The 20,375-nt window shown below is 63.6% G+C and carries 19 protein-coding genes and 1 pseudogene; 13 read left to right on the forward strand and 7 right to left on the reverse strand.

Annotated elements, in window-relative coordinates:
• Window positions 1-26 precede the first annotated feature (26 nt).
• Together ABIE53_RS05865 and ABIE53_RS05870 are read right to left on the reverse strand one after the other, a co-directional pair.
• Window positions 27-1,334, reverse strand: coding sequence for a DUF3443 domain-containing protein (locus ABIE53_RS05865; RefSeq protein ID WP_029971100.1), 1,308 nt, complete (start codon window positions 1,332-1,334; stop codon window positions 27-29).
• Between the two features lie 28 nt (window positions 1,335-1,362).
• A complete protein-coding gene (locus ABIE53_RS05870) occupies window positions 1,363-1,878 on the reverse strand; it encodes a DUF2844 domain-containing protein (protein ID WP_107707216.1) in 516 nt (171 codons plus the stop codon).
• 242 nt (window positions 1,879-2,120) lie between these two features.
• On the opposite strand from ABIE53_RS05870, the pseudogene ABIE53_RS05875 reads away from it, so the two are divergent.
• Window positions 2,121-2,958 (forward strand): annotated as a pseudogene (locus tag ABIE53_RS05875) (alpha/beta fold hydrolase).
• Between the two features lie 82 nt (window positions 2,959-3,040).
• Here the strand turns inward: ABIE53_RS05875 and ABIE53_RS05880 are convergent.
• A complete protein-coding gene (locus tag ABIE53_RS05880) occupies window positions 3,041-3,364 on the reverse strand; it encodes a rhodanese-like domain-containing protein (RefSeq protein WP_006048574.1) in 324 nt (107 codons plus the stop codon).
• Between the two features lie 61 nt (window positions 3,365-3,425).
• On the reverse strand, window positions 3,426-4,079 hold the full coding sequence (locus tag ABIE53_RS05885; RefSeq protein ID WP_006048573.1) for a protein-L-isoaspartate O-methyltransferase family protein: 654 nt from the start codon (window positions 4,077-4,079) through the stop codon (window positions 3,426-3,428).
• Window positions 4,080-4,400: 321 nt separating this feature from the next.
• Between ABIE53_RS05885 and ABIE53_RS05890 the strand changes: the two genes are divergently transcribed.
• The 6 genes from ABIE53_RS05890 to ABIE53_RS05915 all read left to right on the forward strand — a co-directional run bounded on the left by ABIE53_RS05890 (window position 4,401) and on the right by ABIE53_RS05915 (window position 11,340).
• Window positions 4,401-5,462: a LacI family DNA-binding transcriptional regulator gene (locus ABIE53_RS05890; protein WP_044020760.1), complete on the forward strand. Its 1,062-nt coding sequence runs from the start codon at window positions 4,401-4,403 to the stop codon at window positions 5,460-5,462.
• Between the two features lie 3 nt (window positions 5,463-5,465).
• The gene (locus tag ABIE53_RS05895; RefSeq protein ID WP_107707215.1) at window positions 5,466-6,953 is read left to right on the forward strand and encodes a sugar ABC transporter ATP-binding protein; all 1,488 of its coding nucleotides are present in this window, start codon (window positions 5,466-5,468) and stop codon (window positions 6,951-6,953) included.
• Complete coding sequence (locus ABIE53_RS05900; RefSeq protein ID WP_006048570.1) at window positions 6,934-7,947, forward strand: ABC transporter permease; 1,014 nt, start codon at window positions 6,934-6,936, stop codon at window positions 7,945-7,947. The genes ABIE53_RS05895 and ABIE53_RS05900 overlap by 20 nt, the downstream gene beginning before the upstream one ends.
• Window positions 7,948-8,022: 75 nt before the next feature.
• The gene (locus tag ABIE53_RS05905; RefSeq protein ID WP_006048569.1) at window positions 8,023-8,985 is read left to right on the forward strand and encodes a substrate-binding domain-containing protein; all 963 of its coding nucleotides are present in this window, start codon (window positions 8,023-8,025) and stop codon (window positions 8,983-8,985) included.
• A 74-nt stretch (window positions 8,986-9,059) separates the two neighbouring features.
• Window positions 9,060-10,109, forward strand: a complete 1,050-nt coding sequence (locus ABIE53_RS05910) for a sugar phosphate isomerase/epimerase family protein (protein WP_053857659.1) — start codon at window positions 9,060-9,062, stop codon at window positions 10,107-10,109.
• A gap of 73 nt (window positions 10,110-10,182) precedes the next feature.
• Entirely contained in the window at window positions 10,183-11,340 is a 1,158-nt protein-coding gene (locus ABIE53_RS05915) for a Gfo/Idh/MocA family protein (RefSeq protein WP_107707214.1), read from the forward strand.
• Between the two features lie 5 nt (window positions 11,341-11,345).
• Here the strand turns inward: ABIE53_RS05915 and ABIE53_RS05920 are convergent, their stop codons facing one another.
• The 3 genes from ABIE53_RS05920 to ABIE53_RS05930 all read right to left on the reverse strand — a co-directional run bounded on the left by ABIE53_RS05920 (window position 11,346) and on the right by ABIE53_RS05930 (window position 13,860).
• A complete protein-coding gene (locus ABIE53_RS05920) occupies window positions 11,346-11,606 on the reverse strand; it encodes a hypothetical protein (RefSeq protein WP_006048566.1) in 261 nt (86 codons plus the stop codon).
• Window positions 11,607-11,714: 108 nt separating this feature from the next.
• A complete protein-coding gene (locus tag ABIE53_RS05925) occupies window positions 11,715-12,875 on the reverse strand; it encodes an ABC transporter substrate-binding protein (RefSeq protein ID WP_192700152.1) in 1,161 nt (386 codons plus the stop codon).
• A gap of 43 nt (window positions 12,876-12,918) precedes the next feature.
• Complete coding sequence (locus tag ABIE53_RS05930) at window positions 12,919-13,860, reverse strand: CysB family HTH-type transcriptional regulator (protein ID WP_029971106.1); 942 nt, start codon at window positions 13,858-13,860, stop codon at window positions 12,919-12,921.
• A 235-nt stretch (window positions 13,861-14,095) separates the two neighbouring features.
• Here ABIE53_RS05930 and ABIE53_RS05935 point away from each other — a divergent pair, with 235 nt between their 5' ends.
• The 6 genes from ABIE53_RS05935 (at window position 14,096) to cobA (ending at window position 20,355) form a co-directional block, all read left to right on the forward strand.
• Window positions 14,096-15,775 (forward strand): nitrite/sulfite reductase, encoded by a 1,680-nt coding sequence (locus ABIE53_RS05935; protein ID WP_029971107.1) that lies wholly within the window; start codon window positions 14,096-14,098, stop codon window positions 15,773-15,775.
• Window positions 15,776-15,797: 22 nt separating this feature from the next.
• Window positions 15,798-16,355, forward strand: a complete 558-nt coding sequence (locus tag ABIE53_RS05940; protein ID WP_006048562.1) for a DUF934 domain-containing protein — start codon at window positions 15,798-15,800, stop codon at window positions 16,353-16,355.
• Window positions 16,352-17,104: a phosphoadenylyl-sulfate reductase gene (locus ABIE53_RS05945; RefSeq protein WP_029971109.1), complete on the forward strand. Its 753-nt coding sequence runs from the start codon at window positions 16,352-16,354 to the stop codon at window positions 17,102-17,104. The genes ABIE53_RS05940 and ABIE53_RS05945 overlap by 4 nt, the downstream gene beginning before the upstream one ends.
• 127 nt (window positions 17,105-17,231) lie before the next feature.
• Window positions 17,232-18,194 (forward strand): sulfate adenylyltransferase subunit CysD, encoded by a 963-nt coding sequence (gene cysD, locus ABIE53_RS05950; RefSeq protein ID WP_006048560.1) that lies wholly within the window; start codon window positions 17,232-17,234, stop codon window positions 18,192-18,194.
• 27 nt (window positions 18,195-18,221) lie between these two features.
• A complete protein-coding gene (locus ABIE53_RS05955) occupies window positions 18,222-19,538 on the forward strand; it encodes a sulfate adenylyltransferase subunit 1 (RefSeq protein ID WP_053857662.1) in 1,317 nt (438 codons plus the stop codon).
• Between the two features lie 46 nt (window positions 19,539-19,584).
• Window positions 19,585-20,355, forward strand: coding sequence for a uroporphyrinogen-III C-methyltransferase (gene cobA, locus ABIE53_RS05960; protein ID WP_107707213.1), 771 nt, complete (start codon window positions 19,585-19,587; stop codon window positions 20,353-20,355).
• Window positions 20,356-20,375 lie beyond the last annotated feature (20 nt).

Below are 20,375 nucleotides of genomic sequence, written 5' to 3' on the forward strand. Positions count from 1 at the left end.
CGCGCCTTCAGTGCCGCGCCAAATGGTTAGAACGCGATGAACGGTCCGGTCTGAGTGCCTACCTTCGCGTTACCCATGGCCGTATAAACGTCGCGTCCATAGAAAAACGGCAGTCCCCACAAGAACATGCTGTTCTTGTGCTGCGAGAAGTTGCTGCCCGCGTCGCTCAGCGCGTAGTAACCCGCTGAGCTTCGGCCGCCCGGATTGGCGATCGAGAACGGCACATCGAGCGGCTTGCCGGAGCCGTTGGTCGACTCCATTGTTGCGCTCAGGCTGAGCGGCGCAGCGGGCGTGTACCAGTCGCCGAGCGCGGTCGGAATGGTGTCATCCGGAAAGGCATAGGCGTTCGTGCCGCTGTCTATCAGGCTGTGGGTGAAGGCCCGGCCTTTGTACTGCGTGGTGAAACTGCCGTATTTGTCGACGGCAAGAATCGTCGCGGTGGACGGCACCTGATTGTTCTGCTGTGTACCGATGCCGAACACCAGTTGCCCCGTCACGCTAGTCTTGCCGCCGGCCGGCACGGCGGGCAGACGGATGATCGCGCCGTTGTTGTCGGTGGCGAATGATGCGATCGGATTCCTGACCTGCTTGCCGGCCAGCATGCGCGTGCTGACGCACGAGTTCTGCGACGGGCAATAGTAGTAAAGGCCGGGAACCGCGGTGGTCAGTGCGTCCGCCGAATCGCTTGTGAAACTGTCCACACCGACAATGCCGTTCATGTTCGAGAAGTCGGCGCCGCCAATGTCGGCACCGGAGTTCGAGCAGTCGTCCGGCACCGGATAGGCGTTGTCCGAATACACCTGAATGGGAAGATTGCTCGCCGTCTTGCTGCCGATCGTGATGTCGGCGCGCTTGACCGAGCCCCACGTGTAGCCCGACGCGAACGGCATGCATTCGACAATAGGCGCCGAGCCGCTCGTGTCGTCCGCAGCGCCGACCTGCGTGAGCAGCAACGGGGCCAGCGTGGGAATCGCGCGCGCGGCGATGCGCACGCCCGTGGAGCCGGTGTCGACCAGCATGTTGTCCACGGTCACGCATTGCGGCGTGCTCTGCGTGCCCGGCACGCAGATCTTGATGGACACCTTCGGCATGTTGATGCTGCCCATCGACTTGTCGACGGTGATCGTCGCCGTGTTGTCGCCGGTTGCGGGCGGCGATGAATTCCCCGAGTCCGTGCCTGAGCCGTGCGGCGTCCAGTCCGGCGTCGCATTCCAGCCAACCGAATTGCTGCCCTGATTGTTGCTGCCGCCACTGCTGCCGCCGCCTCCACATGCCGAAAGCGCGAACACGCCAATGGCGGCCGCGAGCGAAAGCGTCTTCTTTAATGTATTCATGTCTTGTTCTCTTCGTGCCGAGCGGCGGTTATTCGAGGTCGCCGGGACGCACGCCCGCGGGCAACAGACGCGGCAGCCAGGCCATGCCGGAGAAGTTCCCCAGGCGGCCTGCGGACTCGATGCGGAAATCGTCGTTGCCTTCTATCAGCGGGCCGGAGCCGCGCACGCCGGTCTGGCCGGCGGCAACGTAGTTCGTGAAGTAGCTGCCGAGCAGCGCGCGCATGTTCGGGCGGATCGGCCCTTGCCAGGTGACGGCGAACACGACGTTGGCCGGCAGCAGGTATTCGCGGATCGTGACGCCGTTCGCGTCGACGGACTGGCGCATCGTGTAGGGCGCCGTGGCGGTGACGGCGCTGGCCGGCTGGCTGCCCGCGGCAGGGGACGCGGAAGCGGACGCCGAAGCGGAATCCGAAACCGACTGCGTCGCCGCGGCGCGCAGCACGAGCGGCGCGGAGGCGTTCGCGACGGGGGCGCCGCCAAGCGCCGCAAACGACGACAGCGGCAACAACGTTGCGGCCAGCATCGCGATCTTTATTAGTCTCATCACACGGCTCCCAGAATGAACAGAGCATGGTGCCTGTGTGGCATTCCGAAAAACCTGTGAAATTTCGCAATCAATGCGGCGAAGCGGTGCAAATCTCTTCCATAACGCGGAGCGCGTCCGTATTCTCCATTCGATGCGTTTGCAGTTGCTTGTGCAGTCGCCGCCACCGTGGTGGCTTTCGTAACACGGCAGCCGGATCATGTAGCCGGCTATCGCCAAAAATCTCAACCGGAGAAACGACCATGCCGTATGTGACAACGAAGGACAACGTCGAGATTTTCTACAAGGACTGGGGCCCGAAAGACGCGCAGCCGATCGTCTTCCATCATGGCTGGCCATTGTCTTCCGACGACTGGGATACGCAGATGCTGTTCTTCGTCCAGAAGGGCTATCGCGTGATCGCCCATGACCGGCGCGGCCACGGCCGCTCGTCGCAAGTGTCGGAAGGACACGACATGGACCACTACGCCGCCGACGCCTTCGCCGTGGTCGAAGCGCTCGACTTGCGCAACGCGGTGCACATCGGCCATTCGACGGGCGGCGGCGAGGTGGCGCGTTACGTGGCGAAGCATGGCGAGCCTTCCGGCCGCGTGGCGAAGGCGGTGCTGGTGAGCGCCGTGCCGCCGCTGATGCTCAAGACCGAGGCGAATCCCGAAGGCTTGCCGCTCGAGGTTTTCGACGGCTTTCGCGCGGCGCTGGCCGCCAATCGCGCGCAATTCTTTGTCGATGTTCCGGCGGGTCCGTTCTACGGCTTCAACCGTGCGGGCGCGACAGTCCATCAAGGCGTGATTCAGAACTGGTGGCGTCAGGGGATGATGGGCAGCGCGAAGGCCCACTATGAAGGCATCAAGGCTTTCTCGGAAACGGACCAGAGCGGGGGACCTGCGCGCGATCTCGGTGCCCACGCTCGTGCTGCACGGTGAGGACGATCAGATCGTGCCGTATGCGGACGCGGCGCTGAAGTCGATCAAGCTGCTGAAGAACGGCACGCTGAAAACGTATCCGGGCTTCCCGCACGGCATGTTGACCGTGAATGCGGATGTGTTGAACGCGGATCTTCTGGCGTTCGTGCAGGCGTAGTAGCGATTGACGTGAGTCCGCGTTTCGCGGGCTCACGCTCGAGCTGGCGGAAACGAACCGCCTCTACACGATCAGTACGCGATCAGTACGTCGGAACCGACGGATCGACCTGACGCGACCAGGCGTCGATCCCGCCTTGCAGATTGAAGACGTTGGCGTGGCCGCGCGATTCGAGGAACATGGCGACCTGGGCGCTGCGCGCGCCGTGATGGCAGATGCAGACGATTTGCGCGTCGTCGTCGAGTTCCTCGCTGCGCGCGGGAATCTCGCGCATCGGAATCGACACGATGCCCGGCATCGCCGCCGTCTGGATTTCCCACGGTTCACGCACGTCGAGCAGCACGGGGGCGGGGCGCGACGTGTCGGCGAGCCATTCGGCGAGTGCGGGAGCGGTCAGGTTTTGCATCAGCGGGACTTCCGTTCAAAGGACGGCGGCGCGCGCCGGCCGTCCGTGAAAAACAGGCGAATCAGAACTTGAAGCGCGGCGGCTGCACGGCGTTGACGAGCGGCTCGACATACGTCTCGAACACGTCGGCAATGCGGTACTGCTTTTCGTCGATGCGCGTGATGATCTGCGCCTTCATGACCGGCGCCGTGCCGACGAATGCCGCCAGACGGCCGCCCACCTTCAGTTGTTCGAGGATTTCCTGCGGCAGCACGGGCAGTCCGCCCGACACGCAGATCACGTCGTACGGCGCGGCGGCGGACCAGCCGCGCGCGGCGTCGCCGGTCGCGACTTCCGCGTTGAGCACGCCGTTGGCGATCAGGTTGGTTCTCGCGAGTTCGGCGAGTTCAGGTTCGATGTCCACCGTCAGCACGTGTTGCGCGCGATGCGCGAGCAGTGCCGCCATATAACCCGAGCCGGCGCCGATTTCCAGCACGCTTTCGTGCTTCTTCACCGCCAGTTCCTGCAGCGTGCGCGCTTCGACGCGCGGCGCCAGCATGTGCTGGCCGGCCGGCAGCGGCACTTCGAAGTCGACGAAGGCCAGTTCGTGGTACGCGGCGGGGACGAAGTTTTCACGCTTGACGATCGACAGCAGATTCAGCACGTCCTGGTCGAGCACTTCCCAGGGGCGGATCTGCTGTTCGATCATGTTGAAACGCGCTTGCTCGATGTTCATGGTGGATTGGCGGTTCTGGTTTGCGAGTTTTGCGATTTATCCGCTGCGCGGGCGCCTGGGCATGAGCCTCGGCATTGAAGCCGGCAGGCAGGCACGGCAGGGTAACTGCGGGATTGTACCAAATGGCGCCGGGGTTCCGGGCCAGGGCGCGCAGCGCGGCGCGGCTGCTTTTGTCCGCGTTGCCCCGCTGCTGCCCGCCGTTGCCCCCGTGTTAATCCCTAGCAATCTGGGCTTGCACTTCGGGCTGTCATCGCTCAAAAATGTAATCGATTACATTCTGGAGCCGCGTCCGTGCCGAGACCGACGTCGAAAGCGAAGCCTGTGGAAAGCGCTGCCACACGCGCAGCCGCAGTCACGCCCGCGCCCGAAGGTTTGTCGATCGCCGGCGTCGCGCGGCAGGCGGGCGTTTCCGTCGCCACCGTATCGCGCGTGCTGAACGCGCACGAGAACGTGCGGCCCGCGACCCGCGACAAGGTGCTGGCCGCCATCGACGCAAGCGGCTACCGCGTCAACGAACTCGCGCGCAATCTGCGAACCGCGGAAAGCCGCCTGCTGCTGACGATGGTCCCCGACTTCGGCAATCCGTTTTACGCGGAGATCGTGCGCGGCATCGACAGCATCGCGCGCCAGCACGGCTACTTCATGCTTCTGTGCGATACCGGCGCCGACCCCGGCCGCGAGCGCAGCTACTTCGATCTGCTGCGCCGCCGCCGCGCGGACGGCGCGATCTGCCTCGATCCCGCGACGATCCAGCAGGCGCTCGGCGAAGCGTCGAGCGCGCTGCCGTGGGTCGCGTGCTGCGAGTTCGATCCGGCGATGGGCGTGCCGTATGTGGGCATCGACAACTATCGGGCCGCGGGCGACGCCGTGCGGCATCTGCTCGCGCGCGGCCACCGGCGCATCGGCCTCATCAATTCGGACGTCGACTACCTGTACGCGCGGCAGCGTCAGCAAGGTTATCTCGATGCGCTGACCGAGGCGGGGATCGAGCCGCTCGACGGCTGGCGCATGAATCTGAACAGTCTCGACTACGAGGCGGGCGCGTCGGCGGCGGTTTCGCTAATGCTGCCGAGGCAAGGGCGGGGACAAGGACAAACGGAGCCGCCGAGCGCGATCTTTGCCGTCTCCGACACGCTCGCGACCGGCGTCCTGCACGGCTTGCGCAGCATCGGCAAACGCGTGCCGCAGGATGTCGCCGTGGTCGGCTTCGACGACATCTCGATCGCCGCGCAAGTCGATCCGCCGCTCACCACCATCGCCCAGCCGATGCGCGAACTCGGCGAGACCGCCGCGCGTCTGCTGTTGCAGCGGCTCGCGAATCCGTTGGCGAACGTGCCGGGCGTGCTGCTGCCGCATCGGCTCGTGATTCGCGGGAGCACCTGAGCCATGAGTCTCGCGATCCGCTTCGACGACATCCGCAAAGACTTCGGCCCCGTGTGCGTGCTGCACGGCGTGAGCTTCGATCTCGCGCCTGGGCGCATCTACGGTTTGCTCGGCGAGAACGGCGCGGGCAAGTCGACGCTGATGAAGATTCTCGCCGGCTACGAAACCGCGACGTCGGGCACGTTGCTGGTCGACGGCCATGCGCAACACTTTGCCGGATCGCGCGACGCCGAAGCGCAAGGCATCGTGCTGATTCACCAGGAGTTCAACCTCGCCGAGCATCTGACGATTGCGCAGAACATGTACCTCGGCCACGAGAAGCGGCGCGGCTGGTTCGTCGACGACGCCGCGATGCGCGCCGAAGCCGCGCGTTATCTCGCGCAGGTGGGTCTCGACAAGGCGCCGGATACGAAGGTGCGCGAACTGATCGTCGCGGAAAAGCAGATGGTGGAGATCGCGAAGGCGCTGTCGCGCCGCGCGCGTCTGCTCATCATGGACGAGCCGACCGCTACGCTCACGCCGTCCGAAACCGAGCGGCTTTTCACGCTGATGGCGAAGCTGAAGGCCGACGGCGCGACCATCGTCTACATCTCGCACAAGCTCGATGAAGTCGAGCGCATCACCGACGAAGTGATCGTGATGCGCGACGGCCGCTTCGTCGCGCGCAACGAAACGGCGGCGCTTGCGCGGCAGCAGATGGCGAACCTGATGGTCGGCCGCGACGTGTCCGACATGTTCCCCGACAAGATCACCGTGTCCGCGAGCGCGCCGGTCGCGCTCAAAGTCGAAGGGCTCGCGGTGCCGGAGTGGGTCGACAATCTGAGCTTCGACGTGCGCGCCGGTGAAGTGCTCGGCTTCGCCGGACTCGTCGGCGCGGGCCGCACCGAAGCCTTCGAAGCGATCATCGGTTTGCGCAAGCGCACGGCTGGGCGCATCGAAATCGCCGGGCATGCCGTCGATCTGAAAAGCCCGCGCGATGCGATGCGTCACGGCCTCACGTATCTCAGCGAGGACCGCAAGGGCAAGGGCCTGCATGTGAACCTGAGCCTGCAGGACAACGTCACGCTGATGACGCTCGAACGCTACGCGCATCCGCTGCTCGACATGAAGGCGGGCCGCGACGCGTTGAAGCATGCGGTGAGCGAATTCGGCATACGCACGGGCGATCTGTCGAGCCGCGCGCGCATGCTCTCGGGCGGCAATCAGCAGAAGCTCGCGCTCGCCAAGTTCCTGCAGCCGGAGCCCGACGTGATCGTGCTCGACGAACCGACGCGCGGCGTCGACGTCGGCGCGAAACGCGACATCTATTTCCTGATTCATCGTCTCGCCGCGCAAGGCCGCGCGGTGATCGTCATTTCATCCGAACTGATCGAGCTGATCGGATTGTGCCATCGCGTCGCCGTGATGCGCGCGGGACGTCTGCAAGCCACGCTCACGCTCGACCATCTGACCGAAGAGGAGTTGATCGCTCATGCGACCGGCACCCACTGAAGCCGTGCAATCCGGCCGCGCGTTGCGCTTCGCGCATCGTCTGTATGCGCTTGGGCCGTTCGCCGGCCTGATCGCGCTGTGCATCGCCGGCACGCTGCTGAACCGCGATTTCGCCACGCTCGACAACATGATGAACGTGCTCACGCGCACGTCGTTCATCGGCATCATCGCGGTCGGCATGACGTTCGTGATCATCTCGGGCGGCATCGATCTGTCGGTCGGCTCAATGGCCGCGCTGATCGCGGGCAGCATGATCTGGCTGATGAACGGGCTCGCGGCGGGCGTCGGCGGCCATACGTTCCCGCCGCTCGTCATCGTCACGTTGGGCATCGCATTCGCGCTCGTACTCGGCGGACTGTTCGGCTGCGCGCACGGTTTGCTGATCACTAAAGGACGCATCGAGCCGTTCATCGTCACGCTGGGCACGCTCGGCATCTTTCGCGCGGTGCTGACCTGGCTCGCCGACGGCGGCGCGCTGACGCTCGACAATTCGTTATCCGATCTTTATGGGCCGGTGTATTACGCGAGCCTCTTCGGCGTGCCGGTGCCGATCTGGGTGTTTCTCGTGACGGCCGCAGGCGGCGCGCTGATTCTCAACCGCACCGCATTTGGCCGGCACGTGCAGGCGATCGGCTCGAACGAACAGGTCGCGCGTTATGCGGCGATACGCGTCGACACGGTGAAGATCGTCACGTATGTGCTGCTCGGCATCTGCGTCGGCGTGGCCACGGTGCTGTACGTGCCGCGCCTCGGCTCGGCGACGCCGACCACCGGCCTGCTGTGGGAACTGGAGGCGATTGCGTCGGTGGTCGTCGGCGGAACGGCGCTCAAGGGCGGCGAAGGACGCGTGGTCGGCACCGTGGTCGGCGCGATCCTGCTGTCGGTGATCGCCAACATTCTGAATCTCACCAGCATCATCAGCGTGTATCTGAACGCGGCGGTGCAGGGCGTGGTGATTATCTTCGTCGCGTTCGTTCAACGCGGAAGGCGGTAGCGATTCACGGTGATTCACGGTGAAACAACGGAAGGGGCGCACGATCGCCTCACAACATCAGATAGGAGACACACCATGAAGCAGGTCATTCGAGCGATCGGCGCCGGCATGCTGGCGTTGGGCATAGTGAGCACGGCGGGCATCGCGCGCGCCGACGACAAGGTCACGCTGGGCGTCGCGATTCCAACCGCCGATCACGGCTTCACGGGCGGCATCGTCTGGTGGGCCAACAAGGCGAAGGCCGATCTTGAGAAAGAACATCCGAATCTGAAAGTGATCGTCAAGACCGCGGCCGGCTCGCCCGAGCAGGCCAACCAGTTGCAGGATCTCGTGACCGTCAACAAGATCAATGCGCTCGTGATTTTCCCGTTCGAATCGGCGTCGCTCACGCAACCGGTCGCGCAGGTGAAGAAGAAGGGCGTGTATGTGACGGTGGTGGACCGCGGCCTGACCGACACCAGCGCGCAAGATGCGTACGTGGCCGGCGACAACACCGCGTTCGGCAGAATCCCCGCTGAATTTCTGGCGAAAGCGCTGGACGGCAAGGGCGACATCGTCGCGCTGCGCGGCATTCCGACCACGCTCGACAACGAACGCTGGACCGCTTTCACCGGCGTATTGAAGGGCTATCCGAACATCAAGATTCTCGACGCGAAATACGCGAACTGGAATCGCGACGACGCGTTCAAGGTGATGCAGGATTACCTCACGCGCTTCAAGCACATCGACGCCGTCTGGGCCGCCGACGACGACATGGCGGTCGGCGTGCTGAAGGCCATCGACCAGGCGAAGCGCAGCGACGTCAAGATCGTATTCGGCGGCGCGGGCTCGAAGGGCATGGTGAAGAACGTGATGGATGGCGCGCCGCTCATCAAGGCCGACGTGTCGTACTCGCCGAAGTTCATCTACGACGCGATCAAGCTCACCGCCGAGGCACGTCTTAAAGGCGAGAAGCTGCCGGCCACGACGATCATTCCTTCGGTGCTCATCACGAAGGAAAACGCGCAGCAGTTCTACTTCCCCGATTCGCCGTTCTGATCGTGAAGCGCGGCCCTCGTTAATGGGTAGATCAACCCAAGATCAAAGGAACCCAAGGTTAAAGGAACCCAACGATGAAAACCATCAAAGGTCCGGCGATTTTTCTCGCTCAATTCATGGGCGACGAGGCGCCGTTCGACAATCTCGCGCACCTGGCCAGTTGGGCCGCGAGTCTCGGCTTCAAGGGCATTCAGGTGCCGTGCGATGCGCGCCTGATCGATCTCGAACAGGCCGCGTCGAGTCAGTCGTATTGCGACGAGTTGCGCGAGACCGTGGACAACGCGGGCGTGACGATCACCGAGTTGTCGACGCATCTGCAAGGACAACTCGTGGCCGTGCATCCCGCGTACGACACGTTATTCGACGGCTTTGCGGCGGCTCACGTGCGCGGCAATCCGTCAGCGCGCACCGAATGGGCCATCGAGCAATTGAAGCTCGCCGCGAAGGCGTCGCAGCGTCTCGGGCTCGATGCGCATGTGTCGTTTTCGGGCGCGCTCGCGTGGCCGTATCTGTACCCGTGGCCGCAGCGTCCAGCCGGTCTGGTCGAAGCCGCATTCGACGAACTCGCGCGCCGCTGGACGCCGATTCTCGATGCATTCGACGCCGCCGGCGTGAACGTCTGCTACGAGCTGCATCCGGGCGAAGACCTGCACGACGGCGTGACCTTCGAGCGTTTTCTCGATGCAGTGAGGCAGCATCCGCGCGCGAACATTCTCTACGATCCGAGCCATTTCGTTTTGCAGCAGCTCGACTATCTCGCGTTCATCGACATCTATCACGAGCGCATCAAGGCGTTTCATGTGAAGGACGCGGAATTCCGGCCGAACGGCAAGCAGGGCGTGTATGGCGGCTATAGCGGCTGGGTCGAGCGCGCGGGGCGTTTTCGTTCGCTCGGCGACGGGCAGATCGACTTTCGCGCGATCTTCTCGAAGATGGCGCAATACGATTTCCCCGGCTGGGCAGTGCTCGAATGGGAATGCGCGCTCAAGCATCCTCACGACGGCGCGCGCGAAGGCGCGCAGTTCATTCGCGAGCACATTATCCGCGTGGCCGAACATGCATTCGACGACTTCGCGGGCAGCGGCGTCGACGCGGCGCAATTAAAACGCGTGCTCGGCATTTGAGCGTAGGTAAGCGTAGTCAAGCGCAGTGCAACGACAGCAACGACAGCAACGACAGGCGAAAGGAAGAAGCGCGATGCCATACAAGAGACTCAGAAGACTCAGGCTAGGGATGGTCGGCGGCGGGCAGGGCGCGTTCATCGGCGCGGTGCATCGGATCGCGGCGCGGCTCGACGATCGCTTCGAACTGGTGGCGGGCGCGTTGTCGTCCGATCCCGAGCGCGCGCGTCAGAGCGCGGCGGAAGCGGGCGTCGGGCGCAGCTACGACGACTGGCGCGAGATGGCGCGCGTGGAAGCGGCACGCGATGACGGCATCGACGCCGTCGCTATCGTCACGCCGAATCATCTGCATGCGCCGGTCGCGACCGCGTTTCTCGAAGCCGGCATCCATGTGGTGTGTGACAAGCCGCTCGCCATTTCGCTCGCCGAAGGCGAAGCGCTGGCGAAACTCGCGCGCGAGAAGAACCGGCTCTTTGCGCTGACGCACACCTACTCCGGCTATCCATTGGTGCGCCACGCACGCGAGATGATCGAAGCGGGCGAACTCGGCCAGATTCGCGTCGTGCAGGTCGAATACGCGCAAGACTGGCTCGCCGAACCGATTGAAAACGGCGGCCTGAACAAGCAGGCCGGCTGGCGCACGGACCCGGCGTTGGCGGGGCCGGCAGGTTGTCTCGGCGATATCGGCACGCATGCTTATCAGCTTGCCGCGTTCGTCACGGGCATGACGCCCGTCGCGCTTTCCGCGGAGTTGCATACGTTCGTGCCTGGACGGCGCATCGACGATCATGTGCAGGCCATGCTGCGCTACGCGAACGGCGCGCGCGGCATGCTGTGGGCGAGCCAGGTCGCGAGCGGCGCGGAGAACGCATTGCGTCTGCGTGTCTACGGAACGAAAGCGAGCCTCGCATTCGATCAGGAGCAGCCCAACGAATTGTGGTTCACGCCGCTCGGCGCAGCAGCGCAGCGTTTGACGCGCGCACGCGTGAGCGGCGCGAGCGCGGCCCATGCGACGCGGGTGCCGGCGGGTCATCCCGAAGGTTATCTGGAAGCGTTCGCGCAGTTGTACAAGGACGCGGCGTTGCAGATCGAGGCGCTGAACGAGGGCCGCGCGCTGCCGCCGGAAAGTCTGTTGCTGACAACCGTGGATGACGGCGTGGCGGGTCTGCGTTTTATCGACGCCGTGCTGGCGAGCAGCGCGGCCGATGGTCAGTGGCGCGAGATTGCGCCGTAACCGTTCTAACCGCCTTTGCTCTTCTTGATCTGCGCTTCGAATGCGATATCGAGCTTGCTTGCCTTGCGAGGCTTGGGCGGGCCGTATGCGTCGACGAACTTGACGAAGTCGTCCAGCGTGAGCGGGTCGGAGACTTTCTTGTCGGAGCCGCCTGATTTGTCGACGAGATAAAAGAGGCCGCCCGAGAGGCTGATCGCGGCGAACTGCGGATTGCCGCTGCGCGTTTTCAGGCGCTCGACGGCGTGGATGGCTCGCGTGGTGCGCATGGTGTGGTAATGCCGGTCGGTTGAAGACTACTACTTTAACAATTTCAGCGCGGCGGTTAAGTTACGCGTGAAGCGCCGCTCCTCGCGTAACCGTCGCTTGTTAGACGCTTACTGGCTCAAGTACACGAACTTGCCGTTCTTAATGATGCCCATCACGCTCGCGCGCTGATCCAGTCCCACGTGATCCTTCGCGCTCGTACTCACGACGCCGTTCGGCACCACCAGTTCATGGGCGTGCTCGAGTTCGTTGCGCAGCGCCACGCGGAAAGCCTGCGTTCCCGGTTGCGCCGTCTTCAGCGCGCGCGTGACCGCATCCTGTAGACGCGGATAGACGCCCGCTGCATCGCCCGCGAATTGCGTGACGCTGCCGGCGCCGTACTTCGCTTCATAGTCGTTCGCGAACGCGAGCGCCGCTTTTTTCGCGGGATGATCCGCCGGCAACGTGCGCGCGACGACGACCGGCTGCGTCGGAAACAGCGTGCCTTCGACGTCCTTGCCGCCCAGCTTGATGAACTCCGGCGTCGCGATGCCGTGCGTCTGATAGATCGGCCCTTTATAACCGCGCTCGATCAGCGTGCGCTGCGGCAGCACCGTCGGCGTGCCCGCGCCGGCGATCAGAATCGCGTCGGGCTTCGCGGCCATCAGCTTGAGAATCTGCCCGGTGACGCTCGCGTCGGTGCGGTTATAGCGCTCGGTCGCGACCAGTTGAATGTGGCGCAGCGCGGCAAACTTGCTGAACTCGTTGAGCCAGCTTTCGCCGTAGCCGTCCGCGAAACCGATGAAGCCCACCGTCTTCACGTTATGGTTCGACATGTAGCGCGTCATCACGTCGGCCATCGCGCTGTCGGTCTGCGCCATCTTGTAGGCCCACACCTTCTTGCCTTCCTGCGGCTCGACCACGCTGGCGGAGCCGATCAGCGTGATCATCGGCGTCTGGCTCTCGGCGACCGGATCGAGCGCGGCCATCGCGGCCGGCGTGATGTTCGGGCCGACGATCACGTCGACGTGGTCTTCGTTGATCAGCTTGCGGATATTGCGCACGGCGGCGCCGGGATCGGACGCGTCGTCGAGAAAAATATAGTCGGCTTTCTGGCCGGCGATGGTGGCCGGCCACATCAGCATCGCGTTCTTGCTGGTGATGCCGATCACGGCGGCCGGGCCGGTGCTCGACAGGTCGATGCCGACCTTGATGTCGGCATGCGCGGCGGTGGCGAGCAAGAGCACGCCGAGAGCGGCGAGGCCGCGAAGTCTGTTTTTATGCGACGTCATCGATGGGTCTCCGTAGCGGACAAAGCAAAGCGCGTTGGTCAAATCAAAGTTCGTAGGTTTCGTGTTCGCCCTTGAGCGCCTGTTCGATCAGCCTGCGGTTCAGGCCCGGCGACAGAAGCTCGACCAGCGTATACACATAGCTGCGCAGATACGCGCCGTGCTTGAGCGCGACCCGCGTCACGTTGCTGCCGAACAGGTGGCCGACCGGCATCGCGCGCAGATGACGGTCGCGCTCGGCGTTAAACGCGATGTCCGCCATGATGCCGACGCCGAGGCCGAGTTCGACATAGGTTTTGATCACGTCGGCGTCGATCGCCTCGAGCACGATGTCCGGATGCAGCGCGCGCAGCCGGAACGCCTCGTTGATCTTGGTGCGGCCGGCGAACGCGTTGTCGTAGGTGATCAGCGGATACTGCGTCAGATCGTCCAGCGACAACAGCTTGCGGTCGAGCAGCGGGTGATCCGGCTGCATCACGGCGACGTGATGCCACTGGAAGCACGGCAGCGAGACGAGTTCTTTATAGTTGGAGATCGCCTCGGTGGCGATGCAGAGGTCCGCCTGGTCATGCAGCACCATCTCGGCCACTTGCGTCGGGCTGCCTTGCAGAATCGAAAGGTGAACCTTCGGGAAGCGTTTCTTGAACTCCGCGATGGCGGCGGGCAGCGAATAGCGCGCCTGCGTGTGCGTGGCCGCGATCACCAGGTTGCCCTGATCCTGCGCCGCGTAGTCCTTGCCGACGCGTTTCAGGCTCTCGACTTCCTGCAAAATACGCTCGACCGATTGCAGGATGATGCGCCCCGGTTCGGTCAGCGAACGCACGCGCTTGCCGTGGCGCGTGAAGATTTCCACGCCCAGCTCGTCCTCGAGCTCGATGATCGCCTTGGAAACCCCCGGCTGGCTTGTAAACAGCGCCTTGGCCGCTTCGGTCAGATTGAAGTTCTGCCGCACAGCCTCGCGGACGAAGCGGAACTGATGCAGGTTCATATAACCTCTCCGCATATCAAAAGAATTTTTTAGTCGTTTGAAATATAAGGCGAGTTTATTACGATCTGTCCATCTTTTTCAATATGGATATCTGTATTTGTTATAAGCAAATGAGAGATAGGTCTAAACCCTGACTCGATCGAGCTGACAAACACGGATGTTCAGAAGCGCGGTGGAACCGGAGCGCCGGTCGCCGGACCGTCGTGTGTGCAAGCCAAAAAATTGGGGTCCCCGAATGTACCAATACGATCAGTACGACCAGACCATCGTCGATGAACGGGTCGCGCAGTACGCCGATCAGGTTCGCCGCCGCTTGTCGGGCGAATTGAGCGAAGAGGAGTTCCGTCCGCTGCGTCTGCAGAACGGCCTGTACTACCAGCGCCACGCGTACATGCACCGCATCGCGATTCCCTACGGCAATCTGCGCAGCGACCAGCTTCGCATGCTGGCCGTGATCGCGCGCGAGCACGACCGCGGCTATGGCCATTTCTCGACGCGCTCGAACATCCAGTACAACTGGATCAAGCTCGAGGAAACGCCGGAGATTCTGCGCAAGCTCGCGTCGGTGCAGATGCACGCGATCCAGACGTCGGGCAATTGCATCCGCAACATTACCGCCGATCAGTTCGCGGGCGTGGCGCCCGACGAATTCGTCGACCCGCGGCCGTGGGCGGAAATTCTGCGTCAATGGTCGACGTTCCACCCCGAGTTCCTGTGGCTGCCGCGCAAGTTCAAGATCGCCGTTTCGGGTTCGCAGGAAGATCGCGCCGCCGTGCAGATTCACGACATGGGCGTGTATGTGAAGCGCAACGCGCAGGGCGAACTCGTGGTCGACATTCTGGCGGGCGGCGGTCTGGGCCGCACGCCGATCGTCGGCGCGGTCATTCGTCGCGATCTGCCCTGGCAACATCTGCTGACGTACAGCGAAGCCGTGCTGCGCGTGTACAACCGCTACGGCCGCCGCGACAACATGTACAAGGCGCGTATCAAGATTCTGGTGAAGGCGCTGTCGCCGGAGAAGTTCGCCGCGCAGGTCGAAGAGGAATGGCAGCATCTGAAGGACGGTCCTTCGACGCTGACGCAAGCCGAACTCGATCGCGTGTCGCAATACTTCCAGCCGCCGGTGTACGAGAAGCTCGCCGACACCGACGCTTCGTTCGAAAAGCATCTGCTCGAAAACCGTGGCTTCGCGCGTTGGGTCGAGCGCAATGTGCGTCCGCATAAGGTCGCGGGTTACGCGGCCGTGACGCTGTCGCTGAAAAACGGCATCGTCGCGCCGGGCGACGCAACCGACGCGCAAATGGAAGCCGTCGCGGATTGGGCCGACGAGTATTCGCTGGGCGAAGTTCGCGTGTCGCACGAACAGAATCTGATTCTCGCGAACGTCAAGAAGCGCGACCTGTTCGCGCTGTGGGAAAAGGCCAAGGCGCAAGGTTTTGCGACGCCGAACATCGGCTTGCTGACCGACATCATCGCGTGCCCGGGCGGCGATTTCTGCTCGCTCGCGAATGCCAAGTCGATCCCGATTGCACTCGCGATTCAGGAGCGTTTCAACGATCTGGACTTCGTGTACGACCTGGGCGACGTGTCGCTGAATATCTCGGGTTGCATCAACGCTTGCGGTCATCACCATGTGGGCAACATCGGCATTCTGGGGGTCGATAAGGACGGCTCGGAGTGGTATCAGGTGACGCTCGGCGGCGAGCAGGGCACCGGCGCAACGGGCGCGCATCTCGGCCGCGTGATCGGCCCGTCGTTCTCGGCGGAAGAAATGCCGGACGTGATCTCGAAGGTGATCGACACGTTCGTCGAGCATCGCGAGGAAGGCGAGCGTTTCATCGACACGTACAGCCGCATCGGCATCGCTCCGTTTAAGGAACGCGTGTACGCATCGCGTCAACCGGCTCACGCGTAAGCGCGCAAAGGATACAGAACAGATGGCTTCTATCATCAAGAATCGCGCGATCGTCAACGATGACTGGACGCTCGTGCGTCCCGCCGAAGACGGCTCGCTGCCCGCGGTGAACGAACTGCCGGCCGGCAAGATCATCGTGCCGCTGGCATTCTGGCAAGCGGAGCGCGACGCATTGAGCGCCTCGCGTGGCGCCGCTGAACTCGGCGTGTGGCTTGCGCCGGACAGCGAACCGGCGGACATCGCCGGCGATTTCGACAAGCTCGCGGTAATCGCCGTGGACTTCCCGGTGTTTCGTGACGGCCGCGGCTACAGCATCGGCCGCCTGCTGCGCGAGCGCTATGGCTACAAGGGCGAATTGCGCGCCATCGGCGACGTGCTGCGCGACCAGGTGCGTTTGATGTTGCGTTGCGGCTTCGACGCATTCGCCGTGCGCGCGGATAAAGACATTAGCGACGCCATCAAGGCATTCGACGATTTCACCGTGCAGTATCAGGGCGCATTCGATGAACCGGCGCCGCTGTTCCGCCGCCGCGCTGCTTCGGCTTCGTCGTCGGCTGCTTCGCAAAAGGTTTCGGCATGAGCGCCGCTTTATCGCAGTCGCTCGCGCCCGAACTCGCTGCCAAGGTCGAGCGCCTCAATGCGCTGCTCGATTCGATCGCCGCGCGTCACGCGAACGTGAAGTTCGCGAGCAGCCTCGCCGCCGAAGACATGCTGCTCACGCACGCGATCCTGTCGCGCGGCGTGAAGATCGGCATCTTCTCGCTGAATACTGGCCGCTTGCACGCCGAGACGCTCGGCATGATCGATCGCGTGAAAGAGCGTTATGGCTACGACATCGAGCAGTTTCATCCGCAGGCTGCCGCCGTCGAAGAATACGTCACGTCACATGGTCTGAACGCGTTCTATGAAAGCGTCGATCTGCGCAAGCGCTGCTGCGAGATCCGCAAGGTCGAGCCGCTCAATCGCGCGCTGTCGGATGTCAGCGCATGGGTGACGGGCCAGCGCCGCGAACAGTCGGTGACGCGTGCCGAACTGCACGAGGAAGAGCACGACGCCGCGCGCAACATCGCGAAGTTCAATCCGCTCACGGACTGGACCGAAGCCGAAGTATGGGATTACCTCAAGGCGTTCGACGTGCCGGTGAATCCGCTGCATGCGCGCGGTTATCCGAGCATTGGCTGCGAGCCGTGCACGCGCGCCGTGCGTCCCGGCGAGGACAGCCGCGCGGGCCGCTGGTGGTGGGAGTCGCGCGACACGAAGGAATGCGGACTGCACATCACGACGATCACGCCGATTGCGGTGGATCGCAGCGAGAACGCCCCGGCCTGAAGCATCGCTTATTGATGCGGCGTGGAGTTGAAGACTTGTCTTTGCTTCTTCACGCCGCACATACCGAATTGAATCTGTGCGCTTCGCGAGCAACCGCTCGACAAGCGAATCAACGAAGGACCCAAACATGAGCACCACGCTCGATTCCACTGTCAACGCTCCGCTTGCCAACACGGCGAACCGGATGGATCACCTCGATTGGCTCGAAGCCGAGTCGATTCATATCCTGCGCGAACTGGTCGCCGAATGCAGCAAGCCGGCGCTGCTGTTTTCGGGCGGCAAGGATTCGGTCGTCGTGCTCGCGCTCGCACTGAAGGCGTTCGGCATCGGCGCGAATCGCAAGACCGTGCTGCCGTTTCCGCTCGTGCATATCGACACGGGCCACAACTACGACGAAGTGATCGACTTCCGCGACCGTCGCGCGAAAGAGATCGGCGCGGAACTGGTGGTTGGCCACGTTGAAGATTCGATCAAGCGCGGCACGGTGCGTCTGCGTCGCGAAACGGATTCGCGCAATGCGGCGCAAGCGGTGACGTTGCTTGAAACCATCGAACAGCATGGCTATACCGCGCTGATCGGCGGCGCGCGTCGCGACGAAGAAAAGGCCCGCGCGAAAGAGCGCATCTTCTCGTTCCGCGACGAGTTCGGCCAATGGGACCCGAAGGCGCAGCGCCCCGAACTGTGGAGCCTGTACAACGCGCGTCTGCATAACGGCGAACATCTGCGCGTGTTCCCGATTTCGAACTGGACCGAACTCGACGTGTGGCAATACATTGCGCGCGAGAAGCTCGAATTGCCGTCGATCTATTACGCGCACCAACGCGAGATCGTGCGCCGCAACGGCCTGCTCGTGCCCGTCACGCCGCTCACGCCGATGCGCGAAGGCGAAGTCAGCGAAACGGCGGTGGTGCGTTTCCGCACGGTCGGCGACATTAGCTGCACGTGTCCCGTTGAAAGCGATGCGGACGATCTGGAAAAGATCATCGCCGAAACGGCCGTGACCGAAATCACGGAGCGCGGCGCGACCCGGATGGACGATCAGGTCTCCGAGGCCGCGATGGAACAGCGCAAGAAGCAAGGTTATTTCTAAGCACGCCGACATACGTAAAGGAACATCATGAGCAGCATTCACCAACCAGAAGACCTCGGCGTGCTTCGCTTCATCACCGCGGGCAGCGTCGACGACGGCAAGAGCACGTTGATCGGCCGCCTGCTGTACGACAGCAAGGCTGTGTTGAGCGACCAGCTTTCCGCGTTGTCGCGCGCGAAGAACAAGCGCACCGTCGGCGACGAAATCGACCTCGCGCTCCTCACCGACGGTCTCGAAGCCGAACGCGAGCAGGGCATCACGATCGACGTCGCGTATCGCTACTTCGCGACCGCGAAGCGCAAGTTCATCATCGCCGATACGCCGGGCCACGAGCAGTACACGCGCAACATGGTGACGGGCGCATCGACCGCGCACGCGGCGATCATTCTCGTCGACGCAACGCGCGTGACCTTCGTCGACGGCGTTGCGCAACTGTTGCCGCAGACCAAGCGTCACAGCGCGATCGTGAAGCTGCTCGGCTTGCAGCATGCGATCGTCGCGATCAACAAGATGGATCTGGTCGATTACAGCGAGACGCGCTTCAACGAGATTCGCGACGCGTATGTCGAACTCGCGCGTCAGCTCGGTTTGAGCGATGTGCGCTTCGTGCCGGTGTCGGCGCTCAAGGGCGACAACATCGTGACGGCCAGCGAACGCATGCCGTGGTACGCGGGCGAGCCGCTGCTCGATCTGCTCGAAGCGCTGCCGGTGCAAGTGCCGACGGGCCAGGCGCTGCGTTTCCCGGTGCAATGGGTCGCGCGCCAGGACGGCAGCCAGGCCGACGACTTCCGCGGCTATATGGGCCGCGTCGAAGCGGGCGAGGTGAAGGTCGGCGACACGATCGTCGTGCTGCCGGCTAATCGCGAAGCGACGGTTGCTGAGATCATCGCGCCGGTGGTGGGCGGCACGGCTGCGGTAGACCGCGCGTTTGCCGGTCAGACGGTGACGATCCGTCTCGCGGAAGACGTCGACGTGTCGCGCGGCGATACCTTCGTGCTGCGCGAGGCCGCGCCTGAACCCGCGAAGAAGCTCGAGGCCGACCTGTGCTGGTTTGACGACACGCCGCTGTCGACACAGCGCAAGTATCTGCTGAAGCAGACCACCAACACTGTGTTCGCGCGCATCGGCTCCATCAAGGAAGTGCTCGACGTGCATACGCTGTCGCAGTCGACGGATCGCCGCGAGCTCGCGATGAACGACATCGGCCGCGTGGCGCTCACGTTGCAAAAGCCGCTGGTGTGCGACGTGTACGACTCGCATCAGGGCACGGGCGCGTTCGTGCTGATCGACGAAGCGACGCATCACACAGTCGCGGCCGGCATGATCCGCGCGTTCTCGGCGTAACGGCGATTGATTGGCAGCGAGCGCACTGACGAACAGGCTGACACACATGGGTAAGGTTTATCTGATCGGCGCGGGACCAGGCGCCGCCGACCTGATCACGGTGCGCGGTGCGCGGCTTCTCGCGAGCGCCGACGTCGTGCTGCACGACGCGCTGGTGGAGCCGGCGATGCTCGACTACGCGCCGTCCCACGCAAAGCGGATTGCTGTCGGCAAGCGCTGCGGACAGCTATCGACGGCGCAGCAGTTCATCAACAAGCAGATCGTCGATGCGGCGCTCGAACACGAAGTCGTCGTGCGCCTGAAGGGCGGCGATCCGATGCTGTTCGGTCGCGCGGACGAGGAAATGCGTGCGCTCGAGGCCGCGGGCATCGAGTATGAAGTGGTGCCTGGCATCACGGCTGCGCTCGCCAGCGCGGCCTCCCTGAAGCGTTCATTGACGTTGCGCGGCGTGTCGCGCAGCGTCGCACTCGCGACGTTCAGCCGCGCGCCGGGCTCCGATGAAATTCGCGAGCAGGTGAACGCCGATTCGCTCGTGTTCTATATGGGGCGTGACAGCGGCGTCGAGATTGCGCAGCAGTTGATCGACGCGGGCAAGCCGGTTTCGACGCCCGTGGCGATTGTCGAGGCCTGCAGCACCGAGCGTGAGCGCATGCTGACGTTGACGCTCGAAGAGCTGGCTGCGGGGGAAGCGCAAAGATGGCTGGACGCTTCGCAACCGAGTCTGTTGATGATCGGCGAGGCGTTTGCGGCGCGCGGAGGTGTGAAGGCGAAGGACGCGGCGCGCTCTGTGGCGGGTGGGATTCTGGTGGCGGCTTAAACGCCGGCTGCAACTAGCGA

The sequence above is a fragment of the Paraburkholderia sp. OAS925 genome (assembly GCF_040543975.1).
GTDB lineage: Bacteria > Pseudomonadota > Gammaproteobacteria > Burkholderiales > Burkholderiaceae > Paraburkholderia > Paraburkholderia graminis.